This window comes from Eudoraea sp., from assembly GCF_039969275.1.
Taxonomy (GTDB): Bacteria; Bacteroidota; Bacteroidia; order Flavobacteriales; family Flavobacteriaceae; genus Eudoraea.
Window position 1 is genome coordinate 1 of record NZ_JBDVOC010000013.1, and the last position, 19,650, is coordinate 19,650.

A 19,650-nucleotide genomic window follows, 5' to 3' on the forward strand; every position below is an offset into this window, starting at 1 on the left:
GCCAGGATCAAACTCTTCATTGTTGTATCGTAAAATACTTCTACGCCTATATAAACTATGAAAATTGTATCCTAACCCTTGTTTGTATTCTTAATCTTAAAATAATTCAAATTCTCCTACCTATCATTTCCTAAAAAAAAATAAGCAGAAAAACGCTGTCTGTCAATATGTCAATGAACTTCCTTAATTCAGTAGCTCCTATTACTTATTCCTAACCTAACCGTTACTACTGCCCAGCTAAGCGGGTGCAAATATAAAGCACTTTTTTTCCTTGTACAACCCTAAATCAAAAAAAATTATACTATAAAAATTATTAAATCATAACAGCTTGAAAATGAAGCTTTCACCATTAAATATTATTGATATAATACCCAAATATTTTAGCTAATAATCAAATTAAGTATAAAAGAAGTTCCTAACAAAACAGCGGATAAAAGTCAGACCTACAATCTGAAGCTGTATTTATTTGCAGTTTTAAAATCTAATTAGGAGAAGAAATTCCATACTAACCCAAACCGTATTACAAAATCACGATATGGGTAATCAGGAGCAGCATAAAAACTATTCCCTGTAAATGAAGAATTAAAATGTTCTGCTTTAAGATATATCCTCGCAGTTTTGACTTTTGCGTTTATAAAAAAATCTAATAATGGAAATCCTCCTAGTTTCTCCCGGTTCTGTGTATAAAATTCTGCCAGCAAAGGATTATAAGCGTCCATATTATAACTACTAAAATATTTAAAGGTTACTCCCGTTTGTAAGAACATCGCCTTCTTGAAAACATGCTTAGTAAAATAAAGCGTATTTCTTGTGGTAAATGTGGGTAGATTTAATACCTCATTATCCTGTGTGACATTCTGATACATCAGAGTATTGCTCAATGCCCAGCTTCCAAATTTAAATTCTTTAAAGTATTTGACTTTTAAGTAATTTATGCTATTCCCTTCCTGAAATGGTTTTATATAAGCATTCTCCAAATTGGCATCAGCTTGTTCATCATTTGCAAGAGAAGCAAAATAAGTATAATTGTCTGTGGTTGTATATTTTGCGCTTAAATCACCCCATACCTGCGATTCCAGGTTAAATTGCAGACTGCTCAGACGTTCTTTTTCAAAGTTTTGAACATTGTACCAATTATAATTTTCATAGTCAGACTGATACAACAAGAAATTAAAATTTGGCAATCGGGATGAAGAATGTATGCTGGCACTAATTTTATTCTTTTCATTTATTTGGAAGCTGGCAGACGCATCAATAATATTTCCTGTTAATTCTCCCGTGATATTGAAAGCGACACCGCCTTGTAGCATAAAACCCCCTATCTGCTTTTTGTACTTTGCCCCTATAGCTACTTCTTCTCCTTTCAGCCTATTTGGAATAAAGCCTTCATCTGTCGTAATTGTACTATTAAAAAAATAATTGTAGTTATACAAATTAACAGATGCTTTTAAAACACCCAGTGTTCTGTTAGAAAACTCTGCATTAATCTCATTATACATAGTCTTTAAGTTCGCCCTGTCACCAATAGGGCTTACCAAGGCAGCTCCAAAAAATTCGTTTTCAGTATCCTGTTGAAATTTGTAACTCTTGGATTCGTAAGTAAAAGTGTGTCCAAACCCCAGGTAATTAGATGTGGAGTTAAGCGAATCAGTTTCCTTTTTAATCAATCTGTATTGGTGCTCAAGAAAATATCTTTTACCTAGTAGTATATTCTGGGCATCCGTAAAAAAAACATCTATTCTGGACCGATCTTTAAATTCGGGGTCTTCAGATTCGAACTGTAGTTCTTTATTAGAAATTCCGCCATTTTCTTCCCCTTCAATTTCCTGAGATGTCCAGTGTGCCCTTAATCTGTACCGGCCATTCTCTGTCACATAGTTAGCAGTAGATTTAAAATTTCCAGATTTGACCTGACTCCACTGATACTTTCCTAAAGACCTAAACCCTTTATAAGCTAATGAGAGGTTAAATCTGCGTGATGTGTTAAAGGTCAGCATTGCATCCAATAGCTGACCCTGTTCAAAAGTGGTCTTAAAAAAAAGGTCTGTCATAGGCGTGGCTACATTGTAATAAGATATATCCTCCACCTCCATATAATTAAAATGTCTCGCTTTAGAACCAATAGAAGGGTAAAGAGTGTTGCGTTCTAAATTGAGACCAAGGTGATTATAAGGCTGGCCTACATTGGAAAAAGGCATTAATTCAAAATCATCCCTTCGCAAATAATTGTATTTATATTCTTTTTGTATACTAAGAGTAGTATCCAGATAGGTAGAGTCTCTTGAGTAAGAAACAATTTTATAATCCCTGATCGTAATTTCTATACTATCTTTTTCTTTGGCCTTTTTAACTTTCTTCATACGAAACGCGGCAGTGTCTTTCACTTTGGAAGGTGCAATGGAATCTTTTTGCGAAAAAAGTGATTGGCTCATTAAAACCAGGAATAGCAAAAGGAGATATCTCATGTAAAGACTTTGGTTACAGTTTTTGAAATGCCAGATTCATATCCAACTGTTCATAATAATAAAGCAATAACTTGTAATAGGATTATTCTGCCTAAGGAAAATGATAATTTTAAATGTTGTCCGCAAAGTTAATTTTTTTGTTCCTAAATAAATGTGAAAGTTTGAATAGACATAAAACTTTCAAAAAATCAATAGTTCACAAATTATAGCTATATTAAAACACAAATTACTGTAGTTTGGCAGAAAAAATTGAATATTCCTAGTTTTTTCAGGATATTAGCAAAAAAAATACATGTTAAGAAAATTGGTGGTTCTCCTCCTGCTAGCAGGCTCCTTTTCGCATGCGCAATTTAATGAAGGAGCGCCATGGATGAAAGATTTGAAAAAATCAAAAACTTCTAAAACAAAGGCCAGGACTGCAAGTTCCTCAGTAGACACCTATTCCATTTATGAAATATCTGAAGCATTCCACAAGTATTGGGAAGGTAAAGATAGTAAGGAGAAAGGAAGTGGTTTTAAACCTTATATGCGCTGGGAAAATTACTGGATGAATTTTGTGGATGCTAATGGTAATCTACCTACCTCAGAACAGTTATGGGCGGCATATAAGAAAAAGCAGGAAAACACTATTGGTAAAGCTATCAATCCTGTAAGTGATTGGACGTCTATAGGTCCTTTTACTCATGGAGCTCAGTCAGGAAGGCTCCCGGGACAGGGAAGGATAAATGCAATAGCTGTAGATCCTAACAATGCCAATGTTTGGTATGTTGGTGCTCCGGCTGGAGGATTATGGAAATCTACAGACGCCGGTAGTAGCTGGACAAGTCTGTTTGATAATTTTTTACAAATAGGAGTTTCCGGAATAGCAATTGACCCCAACAACTCCAATATAATTTACATATCCACGGGAGATGACGATGCTGCGGACTCTTACAGTATAGGCGTTTTTAAATCTACAGATGGCGGCACATCCTGGCAAGAGACAGGGCTTAACCCGTCTACGCCAAATATTAATCTATTGACAAACGAAATCGTGATAGACCCAACAAATTCGAATATTATTTGGGTAGGTTCAAATCGCGGGCTTTATAAATCAACAGATGCGGGGGTAACTTTTGATGTGAAACGACCCGGAAATATCGCCGATTTTAAACTTAAACCAGGTGATCCGAATACAGTCTATGCCGTTTCGGTCTCCTCATATTATAAATCCACCGACGGTGAAACTTTTACTAGAATTGAGGATGGTTTACCTAATGATTCAGGTAGGCTGGTACTTGGGGTTAGCCCAGACGATCCGGAAGTAGTATACATCTTAAGCGCAAATACCCAAAGTAATAATTATAGCTACCAGGGATTATTCAGATCCGATAATGGTGGAAATTCGTTTACTGAAACCGCTAACAATACAAATATTCTTGAATCCAATCAGGCCTGGTTTGATCTTGCCATTGAAGTATCTCCTACAAATGCGGATGAACTATATGTAGGTTGTTTAAATATTTGGAAAAGTACAGATGGAGGAGCGAATTTTGGACAGCTAAATCAATGGTTCAACAATACCCCTGCCTATACCCATGCAGATATTCATACTTTAAAGTTCTTCAATAACAAATTGTACTGTGGTAGCGATGGGGGCATTTATGTTTCCGAAGACGGAGGAGTCACTTTTCAGGATTACACAATCAATGGTATTGCCGTGGGACAATTTTATCGTATTTCTGTAGCAAAGGATGACTCGGGAAAAATGGTGGGAGGATTACAGGATAATTCAGGATTTATAAGAAACAATGATGTCTGGAATGTTTATACTGGTGGTGATGGAATGGATTATGAAGTTGATCCCAGCAATAATAATATTGTATATGGATTCGTACAATTCGGAGATCCCTTGTTTGTATCAACCAACTCAGGCCAGACGGTAGGAGCAATTAATTCTCCGGCAGGCAATGGCAATTGGATAACACCACTGGCATTAAGCAGTGAAGGAGATGTATACGCGGGTTATGATGCCGTTTACAAATTAAATGGAAATACCTGGGAAAGATTATCAGATGATCTTGGAAATACGCCCATTGACGATTTAGAAGTTGATCCTAATAACCCACTGGTATTATATGCCGCTGAAGGAAATACAGTATTTCGAAGTGATGACGGTGGCATAAATTTTAGTGAGTTTAATGTTTTTGACTCCGGCATCTCGGATATCGCAATCAATACTACGGATGGATCTTTTATCTATGTTACCACTTCCAACCGAGTTGGTATTGCCCAAAATCAACAGCAAGATTTAAGAGGAGTTTTTAAGGTTCCAGTAGGCGTAAACGGGACAGCTGGAGCTGTAATTGACTTAACACTAAATTTACCTCAAGACCAGGCGTACTTTGCAATAGTTCATCAAGGCAGAAATGTGGACAATCCCATCTACGTCGCTACGAGCTTGGGCGTCTATAGATTAGATGATACATTGACGGAATGGGAGGATTATTTTACAGGATTGCCTAGTGTTTCGGTCAGTGATTTAGATATAAATCTTGTTGACGGGATCCTTACCGCTTCTACGTATGGAAGGGGAGTATGGCAATCGCCTATACCAATCAAAGTTCCCGATAATGATTTAGAGATAATATCCGTTACCCCTACTTCCGGTATGGTGCTTTGCGGGGAATTTGCACCGGGAATCGCAGTCAAAAATAAAGGCTTAAATGATATTACCTCAATTGACGTGGTTTATAGTCTCAATGATGGCGGGGACCAAACTTTTCAATGGACCGGTAATTTGGTTAGCGACGCTGAAACCACAATAACATTACCATTTCAAAATCCAAATATTATTGGTCTTGTAACCTTAAATGCAGAAGCCAAGATAACAAACGATGCTTTTGCGGATAACAATAAAATCAAAAGTATTTTCTATAGTAATGGATTTGGTTTAGGTGGTTCGGTAAACACCTTTGAAACAATTGACGACGCTCTTTTGACATTTAACGACAGAACAGAGGACGTTCTTTGGGAATTAGGGGTTCCAACGGGTACTAAATTGGGGACCGCATCATCAGGGACACAAGTATACGGTACCAGCCTTGACGGTAATCATCCGGACAATACAAAAGCATTTCTAGTCAGTAACTGCTACGAGCTTTCAAACATAGTTGCTCCGGTACTAAAATTTAAAATGGCCTTTGATCTTGAGCTTAATTTTGATATTGTTTATGTTGAATATTCAACAGATTCGGGAACTAATTGGAATGTATTAGGTAACATAAATAGTGAACCTAATTGGTATAATAGCGATAGGACTAATACTTCTTCAGGGACTGACGATGATTGTCAGAATTGTCCCGGCGCACAATGGACCGGGGAAATTCCAGATGGTCAAATGGGTGAACTACAAGAGTACGCCTACGACTTTGTGGCCAATGCAGCATTAGGTGAAACAGATTTGACAGGAGAAGGCAATGTGATTTTCCGTATAGTTTTCCAGTCCGATCCCGCTGTAACCAGAGAAGGAGTGATAATTGATGATTTTGTTGTTGATGGTTTCCAGGACGATGACGATGATGACAACGATGGTATTTTAGATGTGAATGATAACTGCCCGTTGATATCTAATTCCAATCAACTAGATACCGATTCAGACGGGGAGGGTGATGTTTGCGATACAGATGATGATAACGATGGAGTTTTAGATATTAACGACAATTGTCCACTTATTGCCAACGCAAATCAAGAAGATGCTGACGATGACAATATTGGAGATGTTTGTGATGACGATAATGATAATGATGGAGTGCCCAATACAATAGATACCTGTCCGAATACCCCAGCAGATGCTGTTGTTGATGTTACCGGATGTGCGGTGTTTTCGCTACCAAGTACGAATTTCAGAGTATTGTCTATTGGGGAGTCCTGTATTTCCAGTAACAATGGAAGTATAGAAATTACAGCAGAATCTGCCTTAAACTATACGGCCACACTAACGGGGACTGGAGTAGATTCCCCCATTAATTTTACCAATTCTACGGCTTTTGAAAATTTGGCCGCTGGTAGTTATACCGTGTGCATAACGGTTGAGGGACAAGCTGGCTACGAAAACTGCTTTGATGTAACCATATCAGAACCAGAAGCACTTTCTGTTTCCTCAAAAATAAGTTCTCTTAAAAATGAGGTGGTTTTGAATTTCAGCGGTGGAAAAAACTATATTATTACGCTTAATGGAAATAGATATGAGACTGCTGAAAGTTCTATTACCTTGCCTCTTTCTGAAGTTGAGAATACACTCTTTGTTAAGACGGACAAAGATTGCCAGGGAATTTATGAAGAAACTATTGTCTTAACCTCTGAACTTTTTATTTATCCAAATCCCGTATCAAGTGGTGATCTAACTGTTTATATGGGCAATTCCAATAGGACAAAGCGGGTAGAATTAACCCTGTTTACTATTAACGGTTTAAAAGTGTTCAGCAAACCGTTTAACATCATAGATAATGAAGTTAAGTTTAATGTCGATGTTCTGGCCAAAGGCATCTATTTACTTAATGTGAGAACGGAGAACACATTGTTAAACTATAAGATTATAAGAAAATGAAAATAGCATCCAAATTTTATTCGGTTATTATATTGTTTTTACTGATGGCCTGCGGTGGTGAGTCCAGTACTGATGGTACGCCTCCCCCCCTGGTGGTCGCTGCACCATCGGCAGCCACTTTGGTTTTTCCGGCTGATAATACGGAATGTAATGAAGGTGTGATATCCGGTACCGATGAAACCAAAAGTGCGGTCACTTTTCAGTGGAATGAGTCTGAAAATACAGATAGTTATGAGGTTAATCTTAGAAATATAAATACCAACACCTCAACAAAATCAAATTCGACCACTAACGATGCCACCATAACAATTGAAAGGGGAACCCCTTACGAGTGGTTTGTAGTATCGAAAGCAAACGGCACCAATGAAACTGCTTCAAGTGCAAAAGCAAAGTTTTACAATCAAGGACCAGGAATAGAAAACTATGCACCTTTTCCTGCAGAGGCGATTAATCCGGCAAGAGGAGCAACTATTGCTTCCGCTGTATCTGTGAATTTACAATGGACTGCCAGCGATATTGATGATGACATAGTAGGGTATACCGTTTTCTTTGGAACGGAAACAAATCCAACAACAGAATTGGGTACTACAGAAGAAAGTAATTTAGATGCCCCTATAACTTCTGGAACAACCTATTACTGGTTAGTAATTACTACAGATAGTCAAAGTAACTCCTCTACTTCTGAAATTTTTGAATTTGCGGTAGAATAAAAGACGTGCTATTTAAGACCAGAATTTATGGCAAGCTAAGCTGCCAAGGCTATTTGCAACTTAGCCTCTATAGAATTCGACGGCATTTGGGCCTTGCTGTATCTAGAACATAAAGGAATCAGATCTACTATACAGTTTGTATTAAAACTAAGAATATGTATTAATAGGTGAGTTAAGTTGTCTTCCTGTATGCAGTTAAGGATACAATTACTATGATTCGAGATACTGTTGGGTGTATAGATTTTAAATAAGTGGGCGCGCTATGAATCTGAAATTCGCAATAGCTTAGCTGGTATTTGTACAATACCAGTTCAAATCTTAATTGTATTTGACGATAAAAACGATTATAGGAATGGAACAAAAAAAAGGGTCGCCATGTAATAGGCGACCCTTTTCATTCATTGTATTAATTACTTAAGAATCTTTAGTCAATATCTAAGATATCTACAGTTATAGATTTTAATAAATCTGTACCTCCACGACCTACTTCCAAAGCTCCTTCAGCATTGGAAGCTGTCTCCAAGGTGACAATTAATGTCTTATTCCCATCGGCAACATCATCCGGTAAAAGTTCCACAATGATATCCTCGTTAATAGGTCTGCCATCAACAGCAGGTTCAGTTGGCAAATTAATTTCCAAAGTCCCTCCTGCACTGGTTGCTCCATCTACAATAAAGTCTGTTCCAAAGACAGCCGTACCGCTGAAAGAGTATGTTACAGTAACCGTAGATAATGTTCCAGTAGGCACTTCAACATTTAACTCTAAGGTACCTTCATCTTCTGTCACAATAACAGGATCAGGATTTACATTTGTACCAGGTGAATCAAAAGCCACATATCCAGGCAATTCTTCAACCGTAAGTCCTCGGTCGTTAAGATCATATTCTTCTGTACATCCAGTTAAAATGAGTGCCAACGCGGATGCTATATATACTATTTTTTTCATCTTTTTTACGTTTTTATTAGTTTTCAAACCACATTGGTGTTTCGGTAGGCAAATTAGCTGGCGTATTTACATTACTAGTAACTTCATCGGGAGGATAGTTAAATCTCCTCAAAGTCGTTCCAATTGTAGAAGCCGGTGGTGCATCCAGCACAGGGATCTTATTTCTTCTTATATGAGTCCATGCCATTACAGGCTGCAGGAATGCTGAAAGATATTGTTGCTGATAAACATCCACAATACTAGGAGCAGGTAAGCTACTAACATAACCTGTAATATCCGCTTCCGTAAGCGTAGCCAATACCCCGGGAATGTCTTGCCCCCACCATCTCAATGAGTTTTCAACACCCGCTCTGTAATTGGCATCTGCAGATCCGGCAGCAGCAAACCCGTTAAGCGCTAATTCAGCTTTATATAGATCAATTTCTGACGGCAGCATTAACATATCAGGTAGATCAAATCTAATGATATTATTACTCAACACAGAAGTTGAATTATCTGGAAAGAAAGCGAGTTCAGGAGCGGGCAAGTCGTTTCTTGCTACCCAAAGGTCGTATCTTGGATCACCAGAGCCTCTTAAAAGATTGTCTATTGGTGGCCCAGGACCAAATACATTCTGGCTTTCATTATCAGGTCCAAAGAATGCCGTTATAATAGTCTTCATTCCATTCTGAGCACCAGGGTCACCTGAATAGATAAGATATGCAGCTTCATCATTTGTTGACATCAATGGTTGACCTAATGTTGCATTAATTTGAGCATCTACATTGGCTCCTCCATTTCGCAACAGCATTAAAGCTCGTAATTTTAAGGAATTTGCCAAAATTCTCCATTTAGCCATATCACCACCATAGTACTGATCACTGGTAGCGCTTATAGCAAACTCTCCGTCGAGTTGTCTATTATCGATAAGCGCGATGGCCTCATCATATAAAGAAACTACTCCGTTAAGTACTGTCTGCTGTTCATCAAAATTTGGCGAAGGAAAATCCTGACCATTAAGTGCCTCGGTATAAGGAACATCTTCCCAAATACTCGTCAACTCGAAATAAATATGAGCACTAAGAATAGTGGCAATTGCATTAACGTTATTCTGGGTAGGACCAGCTGCAGTAGCATCTGCCTTAACCAGAGAAAGGTTACCCAAAATCTGATTATACATCATGCCCCAGGTATTTCCGGTAAGGAAAATACTAGTACTACCATTTTTTGGGCTATTGAATGTATTTGAGATATATTGTGATACATCACATATCCTGGTTCCCAATTCCGTTACCTTTCTTGAAGAATACTGTACAAAAACAAAAGGCAGTACAGCATTTGGATCAGCACTTGTGGCTGCCAAGGGGTCGGTATTTATATCTAATTTCTCATCACAAGATGAAAAGGTACCCGATATAAACACAAAACAAAGTAAAATTAATTTTAATCTTTTCATGTCTTATAATTTTTTTTTATTAGAATCTTAACCTTATATTAAAACCTAAACTCCTTGTAGATGGAACACTGGCTCTTTCAACTCCAAAACCATCCGCACCAGAACCGAACAATGTAGCTTCAGGATCTATGTGAGGTACTTTTGAATATAGAAGGGCAAGATTTCTTCCCTCAATACCAACTGTTAGGCCTTTGATAAAACTATTTCCCAACAGTTTAGAAGAAAAGGTATATGATAAACCAATTTCCCTTAATTTAACATAGGTTGCATCATAAATATAAGGCTCTGCAACACTATTGTCATTTAAAGAAGTCCAAAAATCCTCGGCGTTTAACAAAGGTACATCGTTATCCCTTCTATCAATAATATTGCCATCACCGTCTTGTGTTACAATGACACCTTCTGTATCTATAAAAGTTCCTTCTCTGTTTTGAAGAGTTTCTGTAACCAAACCACTGGTCTGTAAATCCTCGACGGTTGAAGACTTCATAACGCCTCCCCATCTAACATCCATAGTAACGTTTAAACTAAGGCCTTTATAATTAAAGTTGTTCACCCATCCACCTGTCCAATCGGGTAGAACGGAGCCTAAAGTTGTAGCTTCTCCCGCTTGTCTTCTACCTGTGTTAGGATCTATTATTGGTCTTCCTGTTTCTTCATCCTTAAGATGTGGAATAGCAAATAATTGGAATTCTTCACCAGGAACCGCAACCACCTGTACACTATTAAAGGCAGATGCTATTACTACACGTTCCAAACCTTCCGTTAAGGAAACCACTTCAGAATCTACCTTAGAGAAGTTCAAAGCTGTGTTCCATGCAAAATTCCCATTTTTACTTTGAACAGCAAGAGCATCAAGAGATATTTCGAAACCTTTCTGATCTACTCTACCAACATTTGTTGTTCTAAAAGCAAAACCTGTAGATTCTGGAATTGGAATGTTTAAAATTTGATTCTCATTTTTAGTGTTAAAGTAAGCAGCATCTAAGCTTAACCTGCCGTTAAAGAATTTCATATCCAATCCAAATTCATAGGAAGTCTGTTCTTCAGGAACTAAGTTAGCAGGCGGGATAGTGTTTGATGCGGAATAGGCCAATGCCCCATTGAATGGAAAATTGTTATTCAGACTATACTGACCTGTTGCAGTCGTTACAGGGTTAAAATTAAAATCCAGTAGGTATGGAGTGGTATCATTACCAACCTTTGCCCAACTTGCCCTAAATTTACCAAAACTCAATCCTTTACCCTGTATATTAAAAGCATCCGTAAATACAAATGCTAAACTAGCAGAAGGATAAAAATAAGAGTTATTGTCCTCTGGCAAGGTAGACGAAGTATCATTTCTACCTGTTAAGGTTAAGATGGCCCAATCTCTAAATCCTACTTCTGCAGAAGCATAGACACCAAACAATGTCCTTTGAGCGAAATCCCTTTCTGGAATTGCTTGTGCCGCATTTGCAGGACTAAACAATTCTGGAATCAAAAGATCGACACCTTGTATACGCTGTCTTTCAAAAATTCTTGAATTGTACTGCAAACCTGCAAAAGCAGTCAACGACAAATCTTCTGAAAAATCGTTACTATAGGTAGCAATTAAATCTGAAGTAAGCTCGTTCCTTCTTATATTATCCGAATCAAAATCACCAAAAAGACGTTGTATGGTACCCTTTCGGTTTGTAATTAAACGTCTGTCATCCGAAATGTCAATACCTACTCTTCCTAAAATACTGAAATTTCTTATCGGCTTCCAGGTGAGCTGAGCGTTACCAAAAACGCGATCCTCGTCCCTGTCATTCTTATTCTCGTACCTTAACCAAAGTGGGTTATTGGATAATACTCCCTGATTATCAACAATGTGGTTTATTTGATTACCAGATTCATCTATCCATGGATTGAAAAGGTTCTGATCTAAATTACTACTGAAAGAATTACCTAAACTAACAATGTTTGGGTCATTCGCACCTGTTGCACCAGTACCCCTGGTTTTTGTAGTAGTATACTGAACACTAAACCTGGATTCCAACCATTCATTATGTCTTACCCCAGCATTCGCGCCAATGGTAATCCTGTCTAAACTAGATCCTGGCAAAATCCCATCCTGGTTTAAGGAAGTGAAACTCAACCTATAATCCATTTTTTCATTAGCATCCCCTACGGAAAAGTTGTTGATCCGGGTTATCCCCGTTTTAAAAAAGTCGTTTATACCATTATCCTTTACAGCTCTAAGCTGCCCTGTTGTATTTGTAACTGGTGCATTGGGAACAGTCTGCCCTACAATTCTTGGTCCCCAATCAAATCCCACACTACCGGAATCGTATTGACCATTTGTACCCATCGCATATTCCTGCTGAAAATCCGGTATCCTGAACAAATTATCGAATCTTGTAGAGGAATTGAATGATACTGTTGCTCCCCCATCTCCTGCTCTACCTTTTTTGGTAGTGACGATAATAGCTCCTGCTGCTGCACGAGAACCATAAAGAGCTGTAGCGGCAGCACCTTTCAAAACATTAATACTTTCAACATCATCGGGGTTCACTGCTGAGGCTCCATTGGAAAAATCCCTGTTACCAGTTATTCTACTTCCAGTAGGAGTCTGTGAATTGTTAATCAAAACTCCGTCTACAACCCAAAGCGGATTGTTTGCTCCACTTAAAGAAGACACACCACGAATAATGATTTTAGATGACCCTCCGAGGTTACCGCCAGTATTGGTAATTTGTACACCCGTTACTTTTCCCTGTAATGAGTTAACAATATTTGATTCTCTGGCTTTTACCAACTCCTCACCTTTTACAACATCTGTACCATACCCTAAGGTTCTGGTACTTTTTTGAATGCCTAGAGCCGTAACAACTACTTCCTCCAATGCCTGAGCATCCTCTGCCATTTGAAGGTTGATAATGTTGTCCGAACCAATTGTCCTGTTAGCGGTCTTTTGTCCAATATAACTAAAACGAAGAACAGCGCCTTCATTAGCCTGTATTGAATAATTCCCGTCAAAATCTGTTTGTGTTCCTATAGCTGTGGAAACAACTATAATAGATACTCCCGGGAGTGGTAACCCGTTTTGGTCTGTCACATTACCCGAAATCGTTTTCTCCTGTCCATAAGAGAAAGTGATGAATAACACCAAAATAGGTGTTAACATCCAAGTTAACTTAGATCTCATTTAAATAGAATTTTTGAATTAGTCACTACAAAAGTCTTAATTAAATGTTAACTACACAAGAAATATGGAGGTTTGTAGTTAAATTATGTTAAATTTTTCTACATAATTGCGACATTGTTACATTAATGATGAAATAATTAAATTATGTTTAATTTTTTTTGTTAATAATCTTAAAAAATGTTGAAATTTTATAGGGAACGTGAATTTGAAGCTGGAACGGATGAAGCGGGAAGAGGCTGCCTGGCAGGACCTGTTACAGCCGCCGCGGTTATATTACCAAGCTCGTTTTCCGAAGAATCGCTTAATGATTCAAAGAAATTATCTGCATCTACCAGAAACAGGCTGCGCCCTTTAATAGAAGTTAGTGCAATAAGTTATGGTGTTGCACAAATTCAAACAGATATAATTGATGATATTAATATTCTCAACGCTTCAATACTTGCGATGCATAAGGCTATAAACAAGCTGTCTAAAGTGCCTAACTTTTTAATAGTGGATGGCAACCGGTTTAAGCCAATAAATGAAATTCCTTATAAATGCATTATAAAGGGGGATAGCAAATTTCAAAGTATTGCTGCGGCATCAATATTGGCTAAAACCTACAGAGATGCCTATATGGAAAAAATTCATGAAGAATTTCCGATGTACAATTGGAAACAAAACAAGGGTTATGGCACCGAAGAGCATAGACAAGCAATAATAGATTACGGCATAACCAAATATCACAGAAAGAGTTTTAAATTATTGCCCCAACAACTCAAGTTTGAATTATAATGCAAACCTTTCTGAACTTCCTTTTGAGTTTAGTTCCCAGAAAGTCATTTCGTTTTTATTTCATAAATAACTTCCCTGCTTACCGCATAGATAAAAGTAGATAAAGTTCTAAATTTGCTGCAAAGCATTTTAAATGAGATTTATATTAGTTTTCACCTTCATTGTTTTTTGTATTCTCTCTTGCCAGAAACAAAAAGAATCTACAACACCACTTTTAGATTATCTCCCCCAAAATGCTTCGGTAATAATTAAAGTTAATAATCTGACGAACCTAAAAAGCGAACTTAAAAACAATGACTTCTTAAAGCCATTGTATTCAACAACAAATTATGACCATATCCTGGGCAGGATCAAAGCACTTGAATTTGTTCAAAGCGATACCAGCGGTATTCTGGCCTTTACTAAAATTGATTCTTTAAAATGCGAATTCATTTATGTTTCTGATAAACCCCTGAGTTTTATTAATCCTGACAAGAACGAAAGCCCTACCATTGAATCAGTCTCTTTTGAAGGCAGAAGTTATAAGAGGTACGAAATAGAGCAAATTACTTTTTTTAGCATTGAACTCGATCAGCAAATTATACTTGGATCATCTCTTAATCTAATTGATGACATCATTGATAACATAAATAATACCGAAATTGACCCAATTCTTAATTCGCTGTTTGAAACTTCGAATATTGATAAATCCGCATCTATTTACTTAAATCTGGGACAGAGTAATTATATGGATGATTATGTTCTTAAAAAAGATTCTACAATACGATTTTCAGGTTTTGCAGATTGGGTAACCTTTGACATAGAACCATCTCAGGACTTCCTGCAATTGAATGGTGTATCAATTGCCACAGATACCACCAAAAACTTGCTTGATCTATTTATGAATACCAGACCATTGGTTAGTAACATAAGTGTAAAAATGCCGGAAAAGACAGATGCGTTTATTTCCTTTTCTTTTGATAATTATGATGTTTTTGCCCAAAATCAGAAAGACTATTTAGAGGCGGCCTTTAAAAGAGACAGTGTTTTCAATACTGTGGAAGAAATTGGCGTGCTGTTTATAGAAAACAAAAAAGCAGTCATCTTAAGTACCTATGGCGCAGAAAATATCACACAGTTCCTGGAGGATAAGAGTAGCAACAATGCCATATATATGGGCCGCGAAACTTTCGAACTTGTAAGCAACAAATTTCTTTATGAATACTTTAATCCACTGCTAAAGGAGTTTAAAGCAAATTATTATACCATACTCGAAAACACCTTTATTTTTTCTGAAGAGCTGGATGTCTTACAAGGGATAATTCGGGACAATAGTAGTGGCTCCACATTTGACAAAAGTATGCTATATGAAACCACGCGTAAAGTTCTCGCAGATGAATCGAGCATTGTTTTCATGGCTAATGCTATAGGTATGCAGCACATCCTGAAGATGCATTGCACAAGGGAACTAATTAATGATTTTAATAAAACCGAATCTTCCAATTATATTTTTGCCGGACAAATTGTTGCCGATGCAAATTTTTATCATACCAATCTACTCATTCAAAAAAAGTATAAGGAAAAAGAGAGGAATACTATTTCAGCGCAATTCCGGGTAGAATTAGATAGTGATTTAGCAACAGACCCCCAATTTGTTAAAAATCACAGGACCAACAAAAAAGAAATTGTGGTACAGGACATGGATAACAATTTGTATTTAATATCCACTCAGGGTAAAATATTATGGAAAAAACAATTAAAGGGGAGAATACAAGGAAAAATAAGTCAGGTAGACCTATATAAAAACGGGCGATTACAATTAGCTTTTACTACCGGAAATGAGTTCCTCATTTTGGATAGAAACGGTAAAGAAGTGGCTCCATTTAATATGAATTTCCCTGGTGGGAATTTAAATGAACTTGCGGTATTTGATTATGAGGGAAAAAGAAATTATCGCTTTGTCATTACCCAGGGATCAAAAGTTTTTATGTATAATTCAAAGGGTAAAACTGTAAGGGGTTTTAAATATACTGATACAGGCAGTCCGGTACTATCAGCGCCTAAACATATTAAAATAGGTAATAGAGACTATTTGGTTTTTATGTTGGAAAATGGCGACCTTAAAATAATGAATCGTGTAGGTAATACACGAGTTAAGGTAACCGAGAAAATTGATTTTTCCTCTAATAACACTTATTTATATAAAAATAATTTTATTGTCACGGATAAAAAGGGTACGCTTCATTCCATAGATACTAAAGGTAAAGTTTCGAAAACAAAGTTTAACTATGCTGAAGATCACGGACTGGACGCTACAAACAAAACCCTGGTGAGTAATAATGAAAATATGCTGAGTATTAAAGGAAAGAAGGTAACACTGGATTTAGGCGTCTATACCCATCCCGTTATTTTTTATGTTCATGATAAAATTTACGTCAGTGTAACCGACATCCAAAGTCAAAAGGTTCATTTGTTTGACAGTAATGCGCTACCAATACAAAATTTTCCGGTATTTGGGTATTCCAGGATAGACCTGGATGATATTGATAATGACCGTAAGATTGAATTTGTTTGCAAGGATCAGGAGAATGCACTTGTGCTTTACAAAATTAACTAAGCCTTTTCCATAGACCAATTACACACTAAAATGAACCGTGTATACAATTCTCCCAAATACTAAATAATTTTTATATAATTTTCTTCAACAAAGCACTAATAATTAGGTATTTGTAAGTTTTTTTTGACGAAAAAAGAAGACTTAAACCCCCCTGATTTGCCTAAAATTTCGTATTTTAAGAGGCACTTAACACCACAACAATCATGAAAACACTAGCACGACAACTTCGTCTTATTCTTCCACTACTTTTATTCTCACTTGTAACCCCGGATGCAAGCGCTCAATTATTAAAAAAATTAGGAAAAGCAGCTGAACGAGCTGCGGAACGCACAGTTGAAAGAAGGGTAGAGAAGGAAACACAGGAGAAAACAGACGCTGCTTTAGATAGTATTTTGGAACCTGGTAAAAAAGGGAAACAAGCAAAAGGGCAAAATCCGGTTCCTGTTGAAGGTGGTAACAATCCTAATGTATCAGGTGGGAGCGGTAATTCAGCTCAATCAAGCGGACCTAAATCACTTAAAGTTTATACTAATTACGATTTTGTGCCAGGGGACCGTTTAATGTTGTATGACGATTTCTCTGAAGACAACATAGGAGATTTCCCGGCTAAATGGAATACAAACGGTTCAGGGGAAGTGGTAACACTCGATGACAGTCCTGATAAATGGCTTAAACTATCGGATAGAACTATCTATGTTCCAGATCTTCCTGAGACCTTACCCGAAGAGTTTACCGTAGAATTTGATATGATCACCACAGGCCTTGACAGGAATACGAGTTCCACTGCCCGCTTAACATTGTCGTTGGATGATAATAATTCCTTACGCAAAGGAAGAAATTATGCGGAAATGGGCATTCCATTAGCGCAATATATTGATGCCGGTGTTTATGTTTATAATTATTTTAATAGCGAAAATTCAGTTCAAAACTACATTAAAAAAGATGTGAGAAATGATGTGCTACAGTTGGCACATGTGGCTGTAGCTGTTAATGGCAAGCGATTTAGAATGTGGATGAACGAACGAAAATTAGTAGATCTGCCACGTTTTATTGAACCCGGTTTTATTAAATTCATAAAATTTAATTTGTATAACATGCCCAGCGAAAAAACAGAACAATTTGTTTTTATCACTAATGTTAAACTGGCAGAGGGAGGGGAAGACCTGCGAAGCAAATTACTCAAAGATGGCAAGTTCTCAACTACCGGTATTCTTTTTGATTCGGGTTCAGAGTTAATTAAACCAGAATCCTACGGCACCTTAAAGATGATAGCCGATGCCCTGCAGCAGGAATCCGGTATGAATATTTTAATTGTAGGACATACGGATGCGGACGGAGGTGACGCTTCGAATCTTGAACTTTCTAAGCTAAGAGCGGCCTCTGTGATGAATGCCCTTACCGAAGAGTTTGGTATTAGCACCAGTCGTATTAAAACAGATGGCAAGGGAGAAACTGAGCCGGTGGTTGATAACGGAACTACTGAAGGTAAAGCACAAAACAGAAGAGTAGAATTTATTAAAATATAAACTATGAAAATAAAACTATTTTTAATTGGATTGCTATTTGTTTTTGCAATGCCAGTTGCAGCTCAGAATTGCAGTAAATATTACCCTATGGAAGAAGGTTCCACTTTGGAGTATACTTCCATGGATGGTAAAGGTAAAACTCAGGGAACCATTAGCTACACGGTAACTAATGTCATTGATGAGGGCAGCAGCACTTCTGCCACAATGGTCATGAAATATATGGATGATAAAGGTAAGGAAGCCTTTAATTCTGAATTTACCTATTCCTGTACAGAAAACACTGTAACAATTGACTATCAATCTTTAATGTCTAATCAAATGCTTCAGCAATTTGGAGATATGGAAATGGAGGTATCCGGAACTGATATTGAACTTCCGAATAATCTGGAAGTGGGACAAGTCTTACCGGACGCCAATATAGCCATGAAAATGAGTATGAGTGGTGTGAGTATGACTTCTAAGGTGGATATGATAAACAGAAAAGTGGAAAAACAAGAAACGATTACTACTCCCGCCGGCACTTTTGAATGCTATGTTATTTATAGTGAAAACCAATCTAAAATGATGATGTCCAGTCAAAATTTCCCATCACGCCTTTGGCTTGCAGAAGATATTGGTATGGTTAAGCAGGAAACTTTTAATAAAAATGGTAAATTAATGTCCAGTATGGTACTTACCAGCCTTAGTAAATAGTATTTCAAAATTTAAAAACCGGGGCTTAGACTCCGGTCTTTTCTTTTATTATCTCTGCCTCAAAAAGCTGGGAAAAATGTTTGAGCAATTTTTCCTTTACTTCAGCCATTGAAACTTCTTTTTTACCCAATTCCACATTCAAGGAAGTGACGGCCTTTCCTTTAATTCCACAGGGAATCATTAAATCAAAATAACCCAAATCTGCATTTACATTCATGGCAAACCCATGCATGGTAACCCAGCGACTGGCGCGTACGCCCATGGCGCAGATCTTTCTGGCAAAGGGAGTGCCAACATCTAACCACACTCCTGTCTCGCCTTTTGAGCGTTGCGCTTTTAAGCCATATTCAGCCAGGGTAAGGATAACCATTTCTTCAAGAAGGCGTAAATATTTATGGATGTCTGTAAAGAAATTATCAAGATCCAGAATGGGGTAGCCTACAATCTGCCCCGGCCCATGATAAGTAATGTCTCCGCCCCTGTTTATCTTGTAGAATTGTGCTCCTTTGGTTTCCAAATATTTTTCATCGACAAGCAGATTTGACATATCCCCACTCTTACCTAAAGTATATACATGTGGATGTTCAACAAACAGGAAGTGGTTAGGTGTCTCCAGAAGGGTTTCCTCCCGCCTGTTCTTGATTTTAAGATCAACCGTTTGCTGAAACAACAGTTCCTGGTAGTCCCAGGTTTCTTTGTAGCCTTTAAAGCCTATATCCTGTAGTGCAACCTTCTTATTCATCGC

The 19,650-nt window shown here is 37.4% G+C and carries 11 protein-coding genes; 6 read left to right on the forward strand and 5 right to left on the reverse strand.

All coding sequences use genetic code 11. The features are described from left to right. Window positions 1-485 precede the first annotated feature (485 nt). A complete protein-coding gene (locus tag ABJH90_RS11340; RefSeq protein WP_348319485.1) occupies window positions 486-2,465 on the reverse strand; it encodes a putative porin in 1,980 nt (659 codons plus the stop codon). 292 nt (window positions 2,466-2,757) lie between these two features. On the opposite strand from ABJH90_RS11340, the gene ABJH90_RS11345 reads away from it, so the two are divergent. Next, window positions 2,758-7,053: a thrombospondin type 3 repeat-containing protein gene (locus tag ABJH90_RS11345; protein ID WP_348143205.1), complete on the forward strand. Its 4,296-nt coding sequence runs from the start codon at window positions 2,758-2,760 to the stop codon at window positions 7,051-7,053. Then, window positions 7,050-7,763 carry a hypothetical protein gene (locus ABJH90_RS11350; protein WP_348143208.1) on the forward strand — a complete coding sequence of 238 codons (714 nt, stop codon included), beginning with the start codon at window positions 7,050-7,052 and terminating at the stop codon, window positions 7,761-7,763. Before ABJH90_RS11345 ends, ABJH90_RS11350 begins: the two co-directional genes overlap by 4 nt. A 424-nt stretch (window positions 7,764-8,187) precedes the next feature. Here ABJH90_RS11350 and ABJH90_RS11355 read toward each other — a convergent pair whose 3' ends face one another. From ABJH90_RS11355 to ABJH90_RS11365, 3 genes are read right to left on the reverse strand one after another with little or no spacing between them, the layout of a single operon-like run. Then, entirely contained in the window at window positions 8,188-8,709 is a 522-nt protein-coding gene (locus ABJH90_RS11355; RefSeq protein WP_348143211.1) for a hypothetical protein, read from the reverse strand. Between the two features lie 16 nt (window positions 8,710-8,725). Then, entirely contained in the window at window positions 8,726-10,144 is a 1,419-nt protein-coding gene (locus tag ABJH90_RS11360) for a SusD/RagB family nutrient-binding outer membrane lipoprotein (protein WP_348143214.1), read from the reverse strand. Between the two features lie 19 nt (window positions 10,145-10,163). After that, window positions 10,164-13,316 carry a SusC/RagA family TonB-linked outer membrane protein gene (locus tag ABJH90_RS11365; protein ID WP_348143217.1) on the reverse strand — a complete coding sequence of 1,051 codons (3,153 nt, stop codon included), beginning with the start codon at window positions 13,314-13,316 and terminating at the stop codon, window positions 10,164-10,166. Window positions 13,317-13,493: 177 nt separating this feature from the next. Between ABJH90_RS11365 and ABJH90_RS11370 the strand changes: the two genes are divergently transcribed. The 4 genes from ABJH90_RS11370 (at window position 13,494) to ABJH90_RS11385 (ending at window position 18,905) form a co-directional block, all read left to right on the forward strand. Beyond that, window positions 13,494-14,090, forward strand: coding sequence for a ribonuclease HII (locus tag ABJH90_RS11370; protein WP_348143220.1), 597 nt, complete (start codon window positions 13,494-13,496; stop codon window positions 14,088-14,090). 133 nt (window positions 14,091-14,223) lie between these two features. Then, complete coding sequence (locus ABJH90_RS11375) at window positions 14,224-16,686, forward strand: ribonuclease HII (RefSeq protein ID WP_348143223.1); 2,463 nt, start codon at window positions 14,224-14,226, stop codon at window positions 16,684-16,686. A 203-nt stretch (window positions 16,687-16,889) separates the two neighbouring features. After that, window positions 16,890-18,212: an OmpA family protein gene (locus ABJH90_RS11380; RefSeq protein WP_348143226.1), complete on the forward strand. Its 1,323-nt coding sequence runs from the start codon at window positions 16,890-16,892 to the stop codon at window positions 18,210-18,212. Window positions 18,213-18,215: 3 nt separating this feature from the next. Beyond that, window positions 18,216-18,905 carry a hypothetical protein gene (locus ABJH90_RS11385; RefSeq protein WP_348143229.1) on the forward strand — a complete coding sequence of 230 codons (690 nt, stop codon included), beginning with the start codon at window positions 18,216-18,218 and terminating at the stop codon, window positions 18,903-18,905. Between the two features lie 25 nt (window positions 18,906-18,930). On the opposite strand, the gene lipB is transcribed toward ABJH90_RS11385, so the two are convergent. Beyond that, complete coding sequence (gene lipB / locus ABJH90_RS11390; protein ID WP_348143232.1) at window positions 18,931-19,647, reverse strand: lipoyl(octanoyl) transferase LipB; 717 nt, start codon at window positions 19,645-19,647, stop codon at window positions 18,931-18,933. Window positions 19,648-19,650 lie beyond the last annotated feature (3 nt).

Coding starts and splice junctions, on each gene's coding strand:
- ABJH90_RS11340 (WP_348319485.1), bottom strand. CDS start 2,465: ATGAGATATCTCCTTTTGCTATTCCTGGTTTTAATGAGCCAATCACTT.
- ABJH90_RS11345 (WP_348143205.1), top strand. CDS start 2,758: ATGTTAAGAAAATTGGTGGTTCTCCTCCTGCTAGCAGGCTCCTTTTCG.
- ABJH90_RS11350 (WP_348143208.1), top strand. CDS start 7,050: ATGAAAATAGCATCCAAATTTTATTCGGTTATTATATTGTTTTTACTG.
- ABJH90_RS11355 (WP_348143211.1), bottom strand. CDS start 8,709: ATGAAAAAAATAGTATATATAGCATCCGCGTTGGCACTCATTTTAACT.
- ABJH90_RS11360 (WP_348143214.1), bottom strand. CDS start 10,144: ATGAAAAGATTAAAATTAATTTTACTTTGTTTTGTGTTTATATCGGGT.
- ABJH90_RS11365 (WP_348143217.1), bottom strand. CDS start 13,316: ATGAGATCTAAGTTAACTTGGATGTTAACACCTATTTTGGTGTTATTC.
- ABJH90_RS11370 (WP_348143220.1), top strand. CDS start 13,494: ATGTTGAAATTTTATAGGGAACGTGAATTTGAAGCTGGAACGGATGAA.
- ABJH90_RS11375 (WP_348143223.1), top strand. CDS start 14,224: ATGAGATTTATATTAGTTTTCACCTTCATTGTTTTTTGTATTCTCTCT.
- ABJH90_RS11380 (WP_348143226.1), top strand. CDS start 16,890: ATGAAAACACTAGCACGACAACTTCGTCTTATTCTTCCACTACTTTTA.
- ABJH90_RS11385 (WP_348143229.1), top strand. CDS start 18,216: ATGAAAATAAAACTATTTTTAATTGGATTGCTATTTGTTTTTGCAATG.
- lipB (WP_348143232.1), bottom strand. CDS start 19,647: ATGAATAAGAAGGTTGCACTACAGGATATAGGCTTTAAAGGCTACAAA.